At 45.9% G+C, this 14,922-nt stretch carries 17 protein-coding genes; all 17 read left to right on the top strand.

Going from position 1 to position 14,922, the window contains the following annotated elements; all coding sequences use genetic code 11:
* Window positions 1-33 precede the first annotated feature (33 nt).
* The 17 genes from queD to CCU_RS01205 all read left to right on the top strand — a co-directional run bounded on the left by queD (window position 34) and on the right by CCU_RS01205 (window position 14,910).
* Window positions 34-453, top strand: coding sequence for a 6-carboxytetrahydropterin synthase QueD (gene queD / locus CCU_RS01285; protein ID WP_208895891.1), 420 nt, complete (start codon window positions 34-36; stop codon window positions 451-453).
* A gap of 97 nt (window positions 454-550) precedes the next feature.
* Window positions 551-1,219: a putative 7-carboxy-7-deazaguanine synthase QueE gene (gene queE / locus CCU_RS01280; protein ID WP_208895890.1), complete on the top strand. Its 669-nt coding sequence runs from the start codon at window positions 551-553 to the stop codon at window positions 1,217-1,219.
* Between the two features lies 1 nt (window position 1,220).
* Entirely contained in the window at window positions 1,221-1,814 is a 594-nt protein-coding gene (gene folE / locus CCU_RS01275; protein ID WP_015533269.1) for a GTP cyclohydrolase I FolE, read from the top strand.
* A gap of 99 nt (window positions 1,815-1,913) precedes the next feature.
* Window positions 1,914-2,591: a 7-cyano-7-deazaguanine synthase QueC gene (gene queC / locus CCU_RS01270; protein WP_015533268.1), complete on the top strand. Its 678-nt coding sequence runs from the start codon at window positions 1,914-1,916 to the stop codon at window positions 2,589-2,591.
* A 39-nt stretch (window positions 2,592-2,630) separates the two neighbouring features.
* Window positions 2,631-3,545, top strand: coding sequence for a diacylglycerol/lipid kinase family protein (locus tag CCU_RS01265; RefSeq protein ID WP_015533267.1), 915 nt, complete (start codon window positions 2,631-2,633; stop codon window positions 3,543-3,545).
* A gap of 19 nt (window positions 3,546-3,564) precedes the next feature.
* Entirely contained in the window at window positions 3,565-4,920 is a 1,356-nt protein-coding gene (gene glmM / locus CCU_RS01260; protein ID WP_015533266.1) for a phosphoglucosamine mutase, read from the top strand.
* A gap of 389 nt (window positions 4,921-5,309) precedes the next feature.
* The gene (gene purF / locus CCU_RS01255; protein ID WP_015533265.1) at window positions 5,310-6,785 is read left to right on the top strand and encodes an amidophosphoribosyltransferase; all 1,476 of its coding nucleotides are present in this window, start codon (window positions 5,310-5,312) and stop codon (window positions 6,783-6,785) included.
* Window positions 6,786-7,184: 399 nt separating this feature from the next.
* A complete protein-coding gene (gene purB, locus CCU_RS01250; RefSeq protein ID WP_015533264.1) occupies window positions 7,185-8,639 on the top strand; it encodes an adenylosuccinate lyase in 1,455 nt (484 codons plus the stop codon).
* Window positions 8,640-8,909: 270 nt separating this feature from the next.
* Window positions 8,910-9,170: a DUF4160 domain-containing protein gene (locus CCU_RS01245; RefSeq protein WP_015533263.1), complete on the top strand. Its 261-nt coding sequence runs from the start codon at window positions 8,910-8,912 to the stop codon at window positions 9,168-9,170.
* A 34-nt stretch (window positions 9,171-9,204) separates the two neighbouring features.
* On the top strand, window positions 9,205-9,480 hold the full coding sequence (locus CCU_RS01240; RefSeq protein ID WP_015533262.1) for a DUF2442 domain-containing protein: 276 nt from the start codon (window positions 9,205-9,207) through the stop codon (window positions 9,478-9,480).
* 202 nt (window positions 9,481-9,682) lie between these two features.
* Complete coding sequence (locus CCU_RS01235; protein WP_004849642.1) at window positions 9,683-9,958, top strand: YhdT family protein; 276 nt, start codon at window positions 9,683-9,685, stop codon at window positions 9,956-9,958.
* The gene (gene panF, locus CCU_RS01230; RefSeq protein ID WP_015533261.1) at window positions 9,948-11,435 is read left to right on the top strand and encodes a sodium/pantothenate symporter; all 1,488 of its coding nucleotides are present in this window, start codon (window positions 9,948-9,950) and stop codon (window positions 11,433-11,435) included. Before CCU_RS01235 ends, panF begins: the two co-directional genes overlap by 11 nt.
* Window positions 11,436-11,488: 53 nt before the next feature.
* A complete protein-coding gene (locus tag CCU_RS01225; RefSeq protein WP_015533260.1) occupies window positions 11,489-11,935 on the top strand; it encodes a PaaI family thioesterase in 447 nt (148 codons plus the stop codon).
* A 19-nt stretch (window positions 11,936-11,954) separates the two neighbouring features.
* On the top strand, window positions 11,955-12,635 hold the full coding sequence (gene sfsA / locus CCU_RS01220) for a DNA/RNA nuclease SfsA (protein ID WP_208895889.1): 681 nt from the start codon (window positions 11,955-11,957) through the stop codon (window positions 12,633-12,635).
* 205 nt (window positions 12,636-12,840) lie between these two features.
* Complete coding sequence (locus CCU_RS01215; protein ID WP_015533259.1) at window positions 12,841-12,978, top strand: helix-turn-helix domain-containing protein; 138 nt, start codon at window positions 12,841-12,843, stop codon at window positions 12,976-12,978.
* Window positions 12,979-13,189: 211 nt separating this feature from the next.
* Complete coding sequence (locus CCU_RS01210; RefSeq protein ID WP_015533258.1) at window positions 13,190-13,882, top strand: response regulator transcription factor; 693 nt, start codon at window positions 13,190-13,192, stop codon at window positions 13,880-13,882.
* Complete coding sequence (locus CCU_RS01205) at window positions 13,879-14,910, top strand: sensor histidine kinase (protein ID WP_015533257.1); 1,032 nt, start codon at window positions 13,879-13,881, stop codon at window positions 14,908-14,910. The genes CCU_RS01210 and CCU_RS01205 overlap by 4 nt, the downstream gene beginning before the upstream one ends.
* Window positions 14,911-14,922: the final 12 nt, after the last annotated feature.

Genomic DNA, 14,922 nt, shown 5'->3' with positions numbered 1-14,922 from the left:
GTGGTGAACAGTTGGATGCTTATAGGAGGAGTTATGTATAAGTTAAAGACAAAGGCAAGTTTTGACAGCGCCCATTTTTTGAAAGATTATGAGGGCAAATGCAGCAATATCCACGGACACAGATGGACGGTGGAGATAGAGGTCGGAGCGGAAACGCTTGAGCACGATACACAGAACAGGGGAATGGTGGTAGATTTCTCAAATCTTAAGAAGGATCTGAGAGAGATTGCAGATTACTTTGATCACAGCCTTATCATGGAGACAGGAAGCCTAAGACAGGCAACGGAGGACGCCCTGATTGCAGAGAATCTGAGAATTGTAAAGGTAGACTTCAGACCTACGGCAGAGAATTTTGCAAAGTATATATATGATGAGATGACCAGCCGAGGCTATAAGGTCATAGAGGCAAGTGTGTATGAGACACCGAATAATGTGGCGTCTTATTGCGAGTAATATAAACAATAGGATCCCGGTGAGAAACTGACTGGTCTCAAGATCTGTCAGATGTGAGACGATATACAATATACACTGGGAGAAAGGAAATATAGACGTGAGTACGTACAGAATTGTAGAGAGATTTATAAGTATCAACGGGGAGGCCGCGAGAGCCGGAGAGCTTGCCGTATTCATAAGATTTGCGGGCTGTAATCTTGATTGCGGTTACTGCGATACCAAGTGGGCAAATGAGGCAGGCGTTCCGTATGAGGAGCTGACCGAGGATGAGATCATCGATTATGTCAGAAGGACAGAGGTGAAGAACGTCACCCTGACAGGCGGGGAGCCGCTGATACAGAAGGATATAGATAAGCTCCTCCTTGCATTTGAGTTGGAGGACGATATAAGGGTTGAGATCGAGACGAACGGAAGTGTGGATATAGCAGAGTTCAAGGCTCTTGGAGGGAATGTGTCATACACGCTGGATTACAAATGTCCATCCAGCGGCATGGAAAGTGACATGTGCCTTGCAAATTATAACTATATAGACAAGAATGATTCGGTGAAATTTGTGGTCGGTTCACAGGAAGATCTGGAGAAGTGTCTTGAGATAGTTCAGGAGTATGCGCTGGATGAGAAGACGAGAGTATTCATCAGTCCTGTGTATGGCAGTATAGATCCTGCGGATATAGTGGATTTTATGATCGAGAACGATATGAATGATGTGAAGCTTCAGTTACAGCTTCACAAGTTCATTTGGGATCCGGAAGAAAGAGGTGTATAAGATGGCGATAGATAAAGAGGCTATAAAGGAGCATGTAAGAGGAATATTGATTGCCCTTGGCGATGATCCTGACAGAGAGGGACTTGTAGAGACTCCTGACAGGGTCGCGCGCATGTACGAGGAAGTATTTGAGGGAATGAACTACACCAACGACGAGCTGGCTGAGATGTTCGGCAAGACATTTGCTGAGGACGGAGTGGCAAGACAGGCAGGCGACATGGTGTTTGTCAAGGATATAGAGGTGTTCAGCTACTGTGAGCATCACATGGCGCTCATGTATGACATGAAGGTCTCAGTCGCATACATTCCAAATGGAAGAGTGCTCGGACTTTCTAAGATAGCGCGGATCGCGGATATGGTTGCAAAGAGACTTCAGCTTCAGGAGAGGATAGGCTCGGACATAGCCTACGTCATATCCAAGGCTGCGGGAACCGATGACGTGGCGGTTATGATAGAGGCACATCACAGTTGTATGACGGCGAGAGGCATCAAGAAGCCGGGAAGCAAGACCATGACGACCACTCTCAGGGGACGATTTGAGAGCGATACAGCTCTGCAGAACAAGATGCTGATGATGTACAATGCGGGAAGATAGTCATAGGCACACTGAATTGATAATGATGAATTTGTTTATCCGGGAGCGTTATAATGCGGTCCGGAATATCATATTTGATTATATATGGAGGATGAGATCATGCAGAATTTGAAGAATAAGGATGAGGCAGTTGTAGTATTCAGCGGCGGACAGGACAGCACAACGTGTCTGTTGTGGGCACTCAAGAAGTACAAGAAGGTGTATGCGGTATCATTTGACTATGGACAGAGACATGCGTTGGAGCTTGAGTGTGCAAAGGAGATCGCAGACAAGTTCGGAGTGGAGCACCACATACTTGACATGGGTCTTCTCAACCAGCTTGCGCCAAATTCTCTGACAAGAACGGACATGAAGGTTGATGAAAATGCACCTGATGAGGGTACACCGAACTCATTTGTAGACGGAAGGAACATGGTATTTCTTACATTTGTAGCAATATTTGCCAAACAGAGAGGAATATCTGATATAATAACAGGAGTGTCCCAGAGTGACTTCTCAGGATACCCTGACTGCAGGGATATATTTATCAAATCGTTAAATACAACACTAAATCTTGCAATGGACTACGAGTTTGATATAATAACACCATTGATGTGGATCGATAAGATGGAGACATGGAAGATGGCTGATGAGCTGGGTGGACTGGATGTCATCAGAGATATGACACTCACATGTTACAATGGCATCAAGGGCGAGGGCTGCGGACATTGTCCATCATGCAAGCTCCGCAAGAAGGGGTATGATCTGTACATGAAGTACAAGGAGGATCACAAGTAAATAAGCAGTATCAAAGGGAAAGGTTGTGTTATTGAAAGTATGAAGAATATGCTGTTCATCATGAATCCCAAAGCGGGTAGGACTACTCTGAAGAATTCTTTGGTGGATGTGCTGGAAGTGTTCTGCAACAACGATTACGCGGTCAGGACATATCTTACGAAATCGGCAGATGACGCAGAGAGAATTGTTCAGGAGGAAGGCGCAAACTACGATGTGATCGTATGTGCGGGGGGCGACGGAACCCTGGGCAACACAGTTACAGGATATATGAAGAGCGGGATAAAGGTTCCACTTGGATATATTCCGTGTGGCTCCACCAATGACTTTGCAAGGAGCATGGACATACCGAGAGAGACGGTTGAGGCGGCTGAGATGATAGTGAAGGCAGAGCCGTTCTCCATAGATATAGGAAGTCTGAACGACAAGAACTTTGTTTATGTCGCAGCTTTTGGAATGTTCTCAGATACATCATATGCAACGCCGCAGAATATGAAGAATATATTTGGGCATGCGGCATATGTATTGCAGGGGATAAAAAGTCTGGCAAATGTACCATCTTACAAGATGAAGGTTACGATAGACGGGGACGAGCAGGAAGGCGAGTTCATATTCGGTATGGTGTCCAACTCGATATCCGTTGGAGGATTTAAGAGTATAACCCGAAAAGGCGTTGAGTTCGATGACGGACTTTTTGAGGGCATACTGATAAGGACAATGAAGACGCCAGCTGATCTGGAGAGAGTTGTCAGGGCGCTTCTTACGGGAGATGTGAATGAGAGGAGTATGGTTTCATTCAGGGCTCACAGGGTCAAGTTCGATGCAGAGGATCCGGTTGCATGGACATGTGACGGTGAGTTCGGCGGAGAATATAAGGAGACCAAGATACACATCCACAGGAGAGCGATAGATCTTCTGGTCGTTCAGGAAAGCGAGCAGGATGAGGTTATAGAATAATAGAATCGAGGATTTTACAATGGGTAAATATTTTGGAACAGATGGATTCAGAGGCGAGGCAAATGTTGACCTTACTGTGGAGCATGCATATAAGGTTGGAAGATACCTTGGTTATTACTATGGCAAGCAGCATGAGGATGGAAAGGCACACGTTGTCATCGGAAAGGATACGAGACTTTCAAGCTACATGTTCGAGTATTCACTGGTTGCAGGACTTACAGCCAGCGGAGCAGATGTATATCTGATGCATGTAACTCCTACACCTAGTGTATCTTATATTGTCCGTACAGGTGATTTTGACTGCGGTATCATGATCTCAGCCAGCCACAACCCATATTATGACAATGGTATCAAGGTGATCAACGGCCAGGGCTACAAGCTTGAGGCAGCCATCGAGAACGAGATCGAGCAGTATATAGACGGTGAGCTCGGCGAGATACCATTTGCAAAGAGAGAGAACATCGGTAAGACCACTGACTACACCATGGGAAGAAACAGATATATAGGCTATCTGCTCACGATCCCAACCAGACCTTTCAAGGGTATGAGGATTGGTCTTGACTGTGCAAATGGTGCATCATATCTGGTTGCAAAGTCAGTGTATGACGCCCTCGGAGCAAAGACATATGTCATCAACAATGAGCCAAATGGAACAAATATCAACACGGACTGTGGTTCAACACACATTGAGAAGCTTCAGGCATTTGTCAAGGAGAAGGGACTTGATGTGGGATTTGCATTTGATGGTGATGCGGACAGATGTCTTGCAGTGGACGACAAGGGTGAGATCGTGGACGGAGACAAGATCCTCTATGTCTGTGGCCGTTACCTGAAGGATAAGGGTGAGCTGAACAACAATACGATCGTTACAACTATTATGTCCAATCTTGGACTTTACAAGGCACTTGACAAGAAGGGCATCAACTATGAGAAGACAGCAGTCGGCGACAAGTATGTGTTCGAGAATATGATGGAGCACGGACATTCCATCGGCGGTGAGCAGTCAGGTCATATCATTTTCTCTAAATATGCAACAACAGGTGACGGAGTCCTCACCTCGCTGATGATCATGGAGACGATTCTTGGACGTAAGGTTAAGCTCTCAGAGCTGTTCAACAGCCTGACGATATATCCACAGCTCCTTGTGAATGTCAAGGTTTCAAGCAAGGATGCAGTCATGAACGATGCTGATGTGTTGAAACTGAACGATGAGATAGCAGCAGAGCTTGGAGACGACGGAAGACTTCTTCTCAGACAGAGCGGTACAGAGCCTGTCATCAGAGTTATGGTCGAGGCAGCCACAGATGAGCTGTGTGAGAAGTATGTATACAAGATGGTGGATCTCATAAAGGCAAAGGGATACGCAGTGGAGTAGAGAGTGGTATAAAAGCTCAAAAGATACAAAGTACGTAAAATTTGTATCTTTTGGGCTTTTTTCAATTCCAGGTGGAAGCCGGAAGGACTATGTGGTAACCTGCCGTGTCAGGAGAGAAGCACAGCGCGACCGGTGAGGCGAGGTTGTGACAGAGAGATGTGGATTTTCTCAAGTTTAAATAGATAAATACTTGCGAAATATACTGCTGTTGGTGAAAATGCATGAAAAAAGTGGGGTATAATCCTAAAAATGATAGAATTTATCTGTTGACATGTTGTGGTAAAACAGATAAAGTTTTATGTGGTGAAAGATATGACTGTTACCAGACATACGATGAGAATTATGTGGCCGTGACAGTTACAATAATATAACATGAGAGGCATATATTTATGAACGAATGTTTAAGATCCCATTATTATGACGAGGACGAGATGCACGAGGAGTGCGGAGTCTTCGGTATCTATGATTTCGATGGAAATGATGTGGCGAACACGATCTATTATGGTCTGTTTGCATTGCAGCACCGTGGGCAGGAGAGCTGCGGTATAGCGGTGTCAGACACTGCCGGTCCTAAGGGCAAGGTCAGCTCCTTAAAGGGCATGGGTCTTGTGAATGAGGTGTACACACCTGATTCACTGAGCAAGCTAAAGGGAAATATCGGCGTGGGTCATGTGAGATATTCAACAGCCGGTGCCAGCACTATAGAGAATGCACAGCCACTGGTTCTCAATTATGTAAAGGGAACTCTGGGACTTGCACACAACGGCAATCTGGTAAATGCTCCTGAGCTTAGACGTGAGCTGGAACTCACAGGCGCTATATTCCAGACTACAATTGATTCTGAGGTAATAGCTTACCATATAGCCAGGGAGAGAGTTAAGTGCGGTTCCGTTGAGGAGGCTGTCACTAGAGCTCTCAAGAAAGTAAGGGGATCATATTCACTTGTCATCATGAGTCCTAGAAAGCTTATTGGAGCCAGAGATCCATTTGGTTTCAGACCGCTTTGTATAGGAAAGCGTGATAACGCATACATACTGGCATCTGAGAGCTGTGCGCTCGATACAATAGGTGCCGAATTTGTCAGGGATGTGGAGCCTGGAGAGGTTGTAACCATATCACCTGAGTATGGAATCCAGTCGTACAAGAACATGTGCCAGGAGCAGCATGCAAGATGTATATTTGAGTATATATACTTTGCGAGACTTGATTCAGTCATAGATGGAATGTCTGTGTACGATTCGCGTATCACAGCCGGAAGATGCCTTGCAAAGGACAGCCCGGTTGACGCTGATGTGGTAGTTGGCGTTCCTGAATCGGGAAATGCAGCGGCCATGGGCTATTCACTTGAATCGGGTATTCCATATGGAACGGCATTTGTCAAGAATGGATATGTGGGAAGAACATTCATAAAGCCACAGCAGAGCCAGAGAGAGTCCAGCGTGCGTGTTAAGCTGAACGTCCTTAAGGAGGCTGTAAATGGCAAGCGTGTCATAATGATAGATGACTCTATAGTTCGTGGAACTACGAGTGACAGAATAGTTGGCATGCTCAGGGAGGCAGGAGCGACAGAGGTCCATGTAAGGATCAGTTCACCTCCATTCCTGTATCCATGCTACTTTGGAACTGACATTCCGGACAGAGAACAGCTCATAGCATACAACAGGTCTGTAGATGATATATGCAAGATCATAGGCGCCGACTCTCTGGCGTACCTGAAGATGGAGAGACTTCCGGAGCTCTCAGGCGGAAGACAGTACTGCCATGGATGCTTCAGCGGCCAATATCCTATGAAACCGCCTACAGAGGACATCAGAGGTGACCACGAGGATTTCAAGAGAGGCTCGGAGTCTCATATTATATCATGAGGAGGGGCCCGCGTAAGCGGGAGGAGTCCTGGTGATAGCGCACGAAAGTGCGCACTTGTCGCAAGACAAGATATGAGGAGGGACCCGCATAAGCGGGAGGAGTCCTGGTGATAGCGCACGAAAGTGCGCACTTGTCGGAAGACAAGATATGAGGAGGGGCCCGCATAAGCGGGAGGAGTCCTGGTGATAGCGCACGAAAGTGCGCACTTGTCGGAAGACAATAAAGTAAAAATTCGGAATCATATCAGCGGAAAAGCAGATATTGATTCCGAATTTCTGGTTTATGCAAAAAAAGCATGGAAATAATCTGAAACCCATGTATAATAGTTGTGTGATAAGATATAAAAGCATTTGTCAGCTGGCAGATGCGGGAGACTACAGGAAGAAAGAGGTAAAGACATGAGTAAGGACAAGTACGAAAGCCCACTGTGTGAAAGATACGCTAGTAAGGAAATGCAGTATATTTTCTCACCTGATATGAAGTTTAAGACATGGAGAAAGCTGTGGATAGCTCTTGCTGAGACAGAGAAGGAGCTTGGTCTCAAGGACGAGAACGGCAATCCAAGAATCACAGATGAGCAGATCGAGGAGCTCAAGGCTCACGCTGATGACATCAACTATGATGTTGCCAGAGAGAGAGAAAAGCTGGTTCGTCACGACGTAATGAGCCACGTATATGCATACGGTGTTCAGTGCCCTAAGGCAGCAGGAATAATCCACCTTGGAGCAACAAGCTGCTATGTAGGCGATAACACAGATGTTATCGTTATGACAGAGGCATTAAAGCTTGTCAGAAAGAAACTCATCAATGTTATAAATGAGCTGGCAAAGTTCGCAGATCAGTACAAGGATCTCCCAACTCTTGCATTTACACATTTCCAGCCTGCACAGCCAACGACAGTCGGCAAGCGTGCAACACTCTGGATGCAGGAGCTGCTCCTTGACCTCTCTGATATAGAGTACATGATCAGCCAGCAGAAGCTTCTCGGATCAAAGGGAACAACTGGAACACAGGCAAGTTTCCTTGAGCTCTTCGGAGGAGATCACGAGACAGTGAGAAAGATAGATGGAAAGATCGCTGAGAAGATGGGATTTGCTGAGTGCTATCCTGTATCAGGCCAGACATATTCAAGAAAGGTCGACTCAAGAGTTCTTAATGTGCTCTCAGGCATCGCACAGAGTGCACACAAGTTCTCAAATGATATCAGACTTCTCCAGCACTTAAAGCAGATAGAGGAGCCATTTGAGAAGAACCAGATCGGTTCATCAGCTATGGCATACAAGAGAAATCCAATGAGAAGTGAGAGAATCGCATCACTTGCCAATTATGTAATGTGCGACGCGCTCAATCCTGCTATCACAGCCGCAACACAGTGGTTTGAGAGAACACTGGATGACTCAGCAAATAAGCGTATCTCAGTTCCAGAGGCATTCCTCGCAGTTGATGGAATCCTTGATCTGTACCTGAACGTTGTTGATGGTCTTGTGGTATATGACAAGGTTATCTATCAGTGCTTCATGAAGGAGATTCCATTCATGGCAACAGAGAATATCATGATGGATGCTGTTAAGCGTGGCGGCAACCGTCAGGAGCTTCATGAGAAGATCAGAGAGTACTCAATGCTTGCTGGTGAGCAGGTCAAGAAGTACGGAAGAGAGAATGATCTCGTTGACCGTATCGCAGCAGACCCTGATTTTGGTATGACAAAGGAGGAGATCGTATCTATCCTTGAGCCAAAGAACTTCGTAGGTCGTGCTCCTGAGCAGACAAGAGAGTTCCTTGCAGAGGTCATTCAGCCTATCCTCGATGAGAACAAGGATATCCTCGGTGTTACTGCGGAGATCAATGTATAAAGATCTGAATTAAAATGTATATAGAGTAAATAAGACGCTGGCGCATTTACGCTGGTGGTATGTCCGCTTAATATTGGATATATCCCAAGGTTTATGTGCTGGCGCTTTTTGTATTCAAATTTATAAGTGATTGTGCCAATATGGTTAGGAAAAAATAACTAGAGAAGACTAAATTTACTTAAGTTATCTTTTGATATAGTAATGATAGTTATTGAATAGCCTTGGAATGATATAGTATAATATTATCAATAATAATTGGAGGTTGATAGTATGCCAGAAATATCACTGTTTTATGGAATCAGAATAACTATGTATTATGATGATCATAATCCGCCACATTTTCATGCAGAATATAACGGAAATAAAGCTATAATAGATATAAATGAAGCACGGGTTATAAAAGGTGCATTGCCTTCAAGGCAGTTAAAGCTCATACTTGCATGGTGCGTAATTCATCAAGATGAGTTAATGCAGAATTGGGAATTATCGAAGGATGGTTTGCCATTAAACAGAATAAATCCATTGATTTAAAAATTTATATACTATACAGAGAGGGGGAATTGGCATGATATATGATATAGTGCAAGTGGTTCCATTTGATGATTATACAGTATATGTGTATTTTGAGGATGGCAAAATTGTATGTTATGACGCAAAACCACTACTGGATAAGAAAGTGTTTGAACCGCTTAGAGACAAAGATTTCTTTTTGAATTCATGTACAATTTTGAATGGAACTTTGGCATGGGATGTGACAGGAACGAGGGATACATCAAAATGTCTGGATATTGATCCGGATACGTTATATGAATTGGAAAATGTAAAAGATAAAATAGCATAACATAAATCGGTATACAGTAAACTATAAATAGCTGGTGTATGGACGAAACGTCTGTGCGCCAGTTTTTTTGTGCAGACAATAATACAGAGTTTGTATATGCACAGGATTTGGGTGGCTGTCGGGGCAACTATGAAAAAACTGATCAGCGTGATATAATGAGCATTGTTCGATGTATTTATGAAATATAAGGGGATATATTATTATGATGAAACTGACAAAGGAAGAACAGCACAGGCAGTGCATAAAAGAGATCAAAGCGACGCTGCTTGTGGTATTTATATGTTTTTTATGGCATGTGCTAACCGCGTTCCTGCTAAATGGCACCGGGTGGACGGTGTTCCATATGCCGGCGTGGTTTGTGGTCTCGGTGCTTGGAACAGTGGTGCTTGCGGTAATCGGTGTATTCTGGCTGCTTAAGTTTGTGTTTGTAGATTTCCAATATGAAGAGGATGAGAGTGAGGGTGAAAATGAACAGTAATCAGATATTGATCTTATCGGTTTTTCTCGGATATCTGTTATTCAATATTGTGGTGAGCTTTGTCTATAGCAGAAGGGCGGAGAAAAGTCTGCACACAACGTCCGAGAAGAAGTATTTCATAGGCGGAAGAAATATGAACGGAATCGTCCTAGCTATGACGATCATGGCGACATACACTTCCGCAAGTTCATTTATATTAGGGCCGGGTGCAGCAGGTCTTACATATGGATATGCACAGGCGTGGATAGCTGCTATCCAGGTCCCGGTCACATTTCTGGTACTAGGTGTACTTGGAAATAAGCTTGCGATAGTGTCCAGACGAACGGGCGCTGTGACAGTGGTGGGCTACTTCAAGGCGAGATACAAGAGCGATGCGCTGGTGGTCATCACGAGCCTTGGACTTATAGTTTTCTTCGTAGCACAGATGATAAGCCAGTTTACAGGCGGGGCCACACTTATAGCATCCATAACGGGAATGGATCATGTGACTTCACTTTTGATATTTGGCACAGTCGTGATATTGTACACAGCTATTGGCGGATTCAGTGCGGTTGTCATAACTGACACGATTCAGGGAATAGTAATGTGTATCGGAACATTCCTGTTTATATTCTTTGTCTTAAGGAGCGGGGGCGGTCTTGCCGCGATAGATGCCGGTCTTCAGACAAATCTGCCGGAGGTGTACGATGACATTTTCTCAAAATACACGCCAGGAGGGCTGCTCAGCTATTGGGTGCTTGTGGGATTTGGAACGCTGGGACTTCCCCAGACTGCTGTGCGTGCCATGGGATTTAAGGATACGAAGAGCATGCACAGAGCGATGTGGATCGGAGTTCTCACATGCAGCTTTGTGATCGTGGGAATGCATCTTGCAGGAACATGGGCTGGCGCACTTGTCGATACTGATAATCTTCCAACTTCGGATTATTTTATACCATATATAGTACAGAAGATCATGCCGCCTGGAATAGCAGCGATATTCCTCGCAGCGCCGATGGCAGCAGTCATGTCGACAGCGGATTCGCTCCTCATACTTGCTACAGCAGCTATAGTGAAGGATCTGTGGAAGAATTACGTGGTGGGTGATGATCCGGTGAAAAATGAGAAATACGACAAGAATGTCAAGCTGGTGAGCACGATACTTACGATGTTGCTCGGCGTGGTGGTGATGGTTCTCACGATCAATCCGCCGGATATAATTTTCATGCTCAATATGTTTGCATTTGGCGGACTTGAATGCACATTCTTTTGGCCCCTTGTGGGAGGTCTGTTCTGGAAGAAGGGAACTAAGCAGGCGGCGGTGTGCAGCAGCGTAGGCGCAATCGCAACATATATATTTGCAACGTATTTTATCAAGATCGCTGGGATAAATGCGGTCGTGTGGGGACTGATGGTAGGTGCGGTGCTGTACTTTGGAATTGGATTTGTAACGGGAAGAAAAGGACTTGATCCGGATATTCTGGACAAGTGCTTTTGATATGTGCGCAGGATGTATGAACATGAAAATAGAGTTGAAAGGTAAAACTAAGCATGAATGAGATAAACGACAACAAAAAAGCTATGTCCGAGGATGTGAAACAGGCGCTGATAAGGTTTAACAAGGACAACATCTATGTCCAGAACCTGAAGATAGAGTTGGTCGATATGAGCCTTGGATATGTGAAGGGCAAGATGATGGTCACAGAGGATGTCCTGAATCCATATGGTTCTGTGCATGGTGGATGCCTGTACTCACTTGCGGATATAGTGAGCGGGATCGCAGCATGTACCTACGGAAAGTTTTCTTCAACTATAGATGGAACCATGACATATATAGCTCCGGCTATGAACACGGAGTATCTCATCTGTGAGGGAATCGAGATCCGCCAGGGCAAGAAGGTGTCACTGTACGAGGCAAATATTTACGATGACAAGGGACAGCTTGTAGACAAGGCAAGGTTCTCATTCTACATGATGAACCGCTCTGTTGTGGAATAGATGGGAGATGTAAGGAAAGGTGAAATATACAAATGTTATCTCAGGCAAGTTCGTAGACAGGCCAAACAGGTTCACAGCCCATGTGGAGATAGACGGAGTTACAGAGACCGTGCACGTAAAGAACACAGGGAGGCTTAGCCGTCTGCTGATACCGGGGAACACGGTCAGCCTTGAGAAGTCTGCAAATCCAAACCGCAAGACGAAATACGATCTCATAGCGGTGGAGGATCCAAAGCTTGGCTGGGTGAACGTGGATAGTCAGGTGCCGAATAAGGTGGTTTTGGAATGGCTTAAAACTAAGGATTATGACTTTATAAAGCCGGAGTATGTATACGGGGATTCCAGGATTGATTTCTATATGGAAAAGGATGGCACGAAGTATCTCATGGAGGTCAAGGGCTGTACGCAGGAGATCGGTGGTATAGGATATTTCCCGGATGCACCCACCGACAGGGGAGTCAGGCATTTGCGGGAGCTGATGAAGGCGGTCTCCGAGGGATATAAATGTTATGTGGCATTTGTCATTCCGATGACAGGGATAACTGAGGTCAGGCCAAATGCGGAAATACACAGGGAGTTCGCAGAGACTTTCTATGAGGCGAAGGCTGCCGGCGTGGAGGTGTTAAATCTCATATGCCGGGTTACACGGGATGAGCTGGAGATAGTGGAGCGTTGGATTCCAGATCGTGGACGAGAATGATGAGGAATATATAATGATTTGCAGGCTGTCGTAGATGGTAAGTGATTTAGAAGATATAAGTAGCTTTGGTAAGAAATAGGTGATAACAGATAAATAGATTAGTCTACGAAGCGTAGAACCCGCATAGATTCACCATATTCTACGCCTCGTGGGTGTGATTGGCAATAAAATGGGGAGATAATTGAGCCAGAAAGGAGGAAAACATATGGACCAGATTAAAATTGGACGATTTATCGCTGATGAGAGAAAGAGAAAGGGATATACTCAAAAACAGCTTTCTGAAAAACTTGGAATCAGCGATAAAACAATTTCAAAATGGGAACGAGGAGTTTCCCATAGTTAAAGATACCACACCAAATATGATGAACCCACGCTTATACACTACCAGCTATAATAAACCGCAAGGACAGCAATTTGATGATACTGCTGTCCTTTCTTTTATAAAATTGCAGTACACATAAAAAAGCTGTAAAATGATAAATATATTTGTCCTTGTAACAATTCTCGGACATTTGCCTGTTATACTATCTGCAAAAAGCAAAGGAAGTGAGAATATGGAGCAGATTTTAATTGTCGAGGACGACAGTTTTTTGAATAAGATGTTAGACTATAACCTGACCGCAGACGGCTACGGCGTGACTTCTGCCCTAAATGCCAGAACCGCAGCCGAAGCCATCCGCCAGCGGGAATTTGATTTAGTGCTGCTGGACATCAACCTGCCGGACGGGAACGGTTTTGAACTGTGCAAGCTGATAAAGCCCCAGCACCCGGACACCATCGTAATATTCCTGACCGCCAACGATCAGGAGAGCGACCAGATACGGGGCTATGAGGTGGGCGCGGTGGACTACATCACAAAGCCCTTTGTGATCGGGGCCTTGCAGCGAAAAATCAAAGCCATGTTCGCCATGCTGGAACACCACAAACCGGCCAAGGACATTTACGACGACGGGCGGTTGTTTCTGGACTTCTCGGAGCAGACGGCTTCCTTAAACGGCAAGCCCCTGACTCTATCCCCGATGGAGTACAAAATGCTGAACCTGTTTCGTAAAAATCCCCGGCAAGTGCTGACCCGTGGGCAGCTTTTGGAAAAGCTGTGGGATATAGACGAGCGGTTTGTGGACGAACACACCCTGACAACCTCCATCAGCCGTATTCGCAGCAAGATTGAAGCCGACGGCGGCGCACCCTACATCAAGACCGTTTACGGCATGGGGTATCAATGGACGGGAGGCGAGGTAAAATGAAGTTTCAAAACCTCTCGGTAAAGCGGCTGTTTGGCCGGGTGGCAATGGAGCTTGTCCTCTCCATGTCCGGGATCACCATAGCCCTGTTTCTTGTGACAAAACAGATTGCGGTGCTGCTGACAGGCGGGACGCTGCTGCTGTGCGCCCTTGTGGGGATTTTTGTACTGACGCAGGCGTTTGGAAAGCGGCTGTCGCAGTTTACCGCTGACCTGTGCCAGACCTTAGACCACATGATCGCCGGGAATGAAGCGCCCCAGCGGCCAGAGGACAGCGAAACCCAGCTTGCCAGAATCGGGCACCGGCTGGCAAGGCTTTACCAGATCATGCAGGAGAACCGCCGCCGGGTGGACGAGGAACGGCAGGAGTTACAGACCCTTGTATCGGATATTTCCCATCAAGTGAAAACGCCGGTAAGCAATCTGAAAATGGCGACGGACACCCTGCTGGAAAAGCCCATGACCGAGGCGGAGCGCACCGACTTTATCCGGGGAATCCGCAGCCAGACAGATAAGCTGGACTTTCTCTTTCAGGCCCTTGTGAAAACCTCCCGGCTGGAAACGGGCGTGATCCAGTTGAACAAGAAACCGGGCCGCCTCTTTGATACTGTGGCGCAGGCCATGAGTGGGATCGTGTATGCAGCGGAAAAAAAGAAAATCGCTGTATCTGTGGACTGCCCGGAGAATTTGACCTTTTCCCATGACAGCAAGTGGACATCCGAAGCCCTCTTTAACCTGTTGGACAATGCGGTGAAGTATACTCCGGCAGGTGGAAAAATTACGGTGTCGGTGATACCGTGGGAAATGTATGTGGAGATCAAAGTAGCCGATACCGGCAAGGGCATTTCCGAAAGTAATCAGGCTGCTATCTTCCGGCGCTTTTATCGTGAGGAAGAAGTACACGAGCAGCAGGGCGTGGGCATTGGCCTGTATCTGACCCGCGAGATCGTAACGCGACAGGGCGGTTATATCAAAGTGGTTTCGGAGCCGGGCAAGGGTTCGGAATTTTCCATTATGCTGCCTACAAAATAGAACGCGGCGGAC

It is taken from the genome of Coprococcus sp. ART55/1, assembly GCF_000210595.1.
GTDB lineage: Bacteria > Bacillota > Clostridia > Lachnospirales > Lachnospiraceae > Coprococcus > Coprococcus aceti.
This window is presented reverse-complemented; position numbering and strand designations above follow the sequence as displayed.

Coding starts and splice junctions, on each gene's coding strand:
- CCU_RS01215 (WP_015533259.1), top strand. CDS start 12,841: ATGGACCAGATTAAAATTGGACGATTTATCGCTGATGAGAGAAAGAGA.
- CCU_RS01225 (WP_015533260.1), top strand. CDS start 11,489: ATGAATGAGATAAACGACAACAAAAAAGCTATGTCCGAGGATGTGAAA.
- glmM (WP_015533266.1), top strand. CDS start 3,565: ATGGGTAAATATTTTGGAACAGATGGATTCAGAGGCGAGGCAAATGTT.
- panF (WP_015533261.1), top strand. CDS start 9,948: ATGAACAGTAATCAGATATTGATCTTATCGGTTTTTCTCGGATATCTG.
- CCU_RS01245 (WP_015533263.1), top strand. CDS start 8,910: ATGCCAGAAATATCACTGTTTTATGGAATCAGAATAACTATGTATTAT.
- CCU_RS01265 (WP_015533267.1), top strand. CDS start 2,631: ATGAAGAATATGCTGTTCATCATGAATCCCAAAGCGGGTAGGACTACT.
- queD (WP_208895891.1), top strand. CDS start 34: ATGTATAAGTTAAAGACAAAGGCAAGTTTTGACAGCGCCCATTTTTTG.
- queC (WP_015533268.1), top strand. CDS start 1,914: ATGCAGAATTTGAAGAATAAGGATGAGGCAGTTGTAGTATTCAGCGGC.
- purB (WP_015533264.1), top strand. CDS start 7,185: ATGAGTAAGGACAAGTACGAAAGCCCACTGTGTGAAAGATACGCTAGT.
- CCU_RS01205 (WP_015533257.1), top strand. CDS start 13,879: ATGAAGTTTCAAAACCTCTCGGTAAAGCGGCTGTTTGGCCGGGTGGCA.
- purF (WP_015533265.1), top strand. CDS start 5,310: ATGAACGAATGTTTAAGATCCCATTATTATGACGAGGACGAGATGCAC.
- CCU_RS01240 (WP_015533262.1), top strand. CDS start 9,205: ATGATATATGATATAGTGCAAGTGGTTCCATTTGATGATTATACAGTA.
- CCU_RS01235 (WP_004849642.1), top strand. CDS start 9,683: ATGATGAAACTGACAAAGGAAGAACAGCACAGGCAGTGCATAAAAGAG.
- folE (WP_015533269.1), top strand. CDS start 1,221: ATGGCGATAGATAAAGAGGCTATAAAGGAGCATGTAAGAGGAATATTG.
- CCU_RS01210 (WP_015533258.1), top strand. CDS start 13,190: ATGGAGCAGATTTTAATTGTCGAGGACGACAGTTTTTTGAATAAGATG.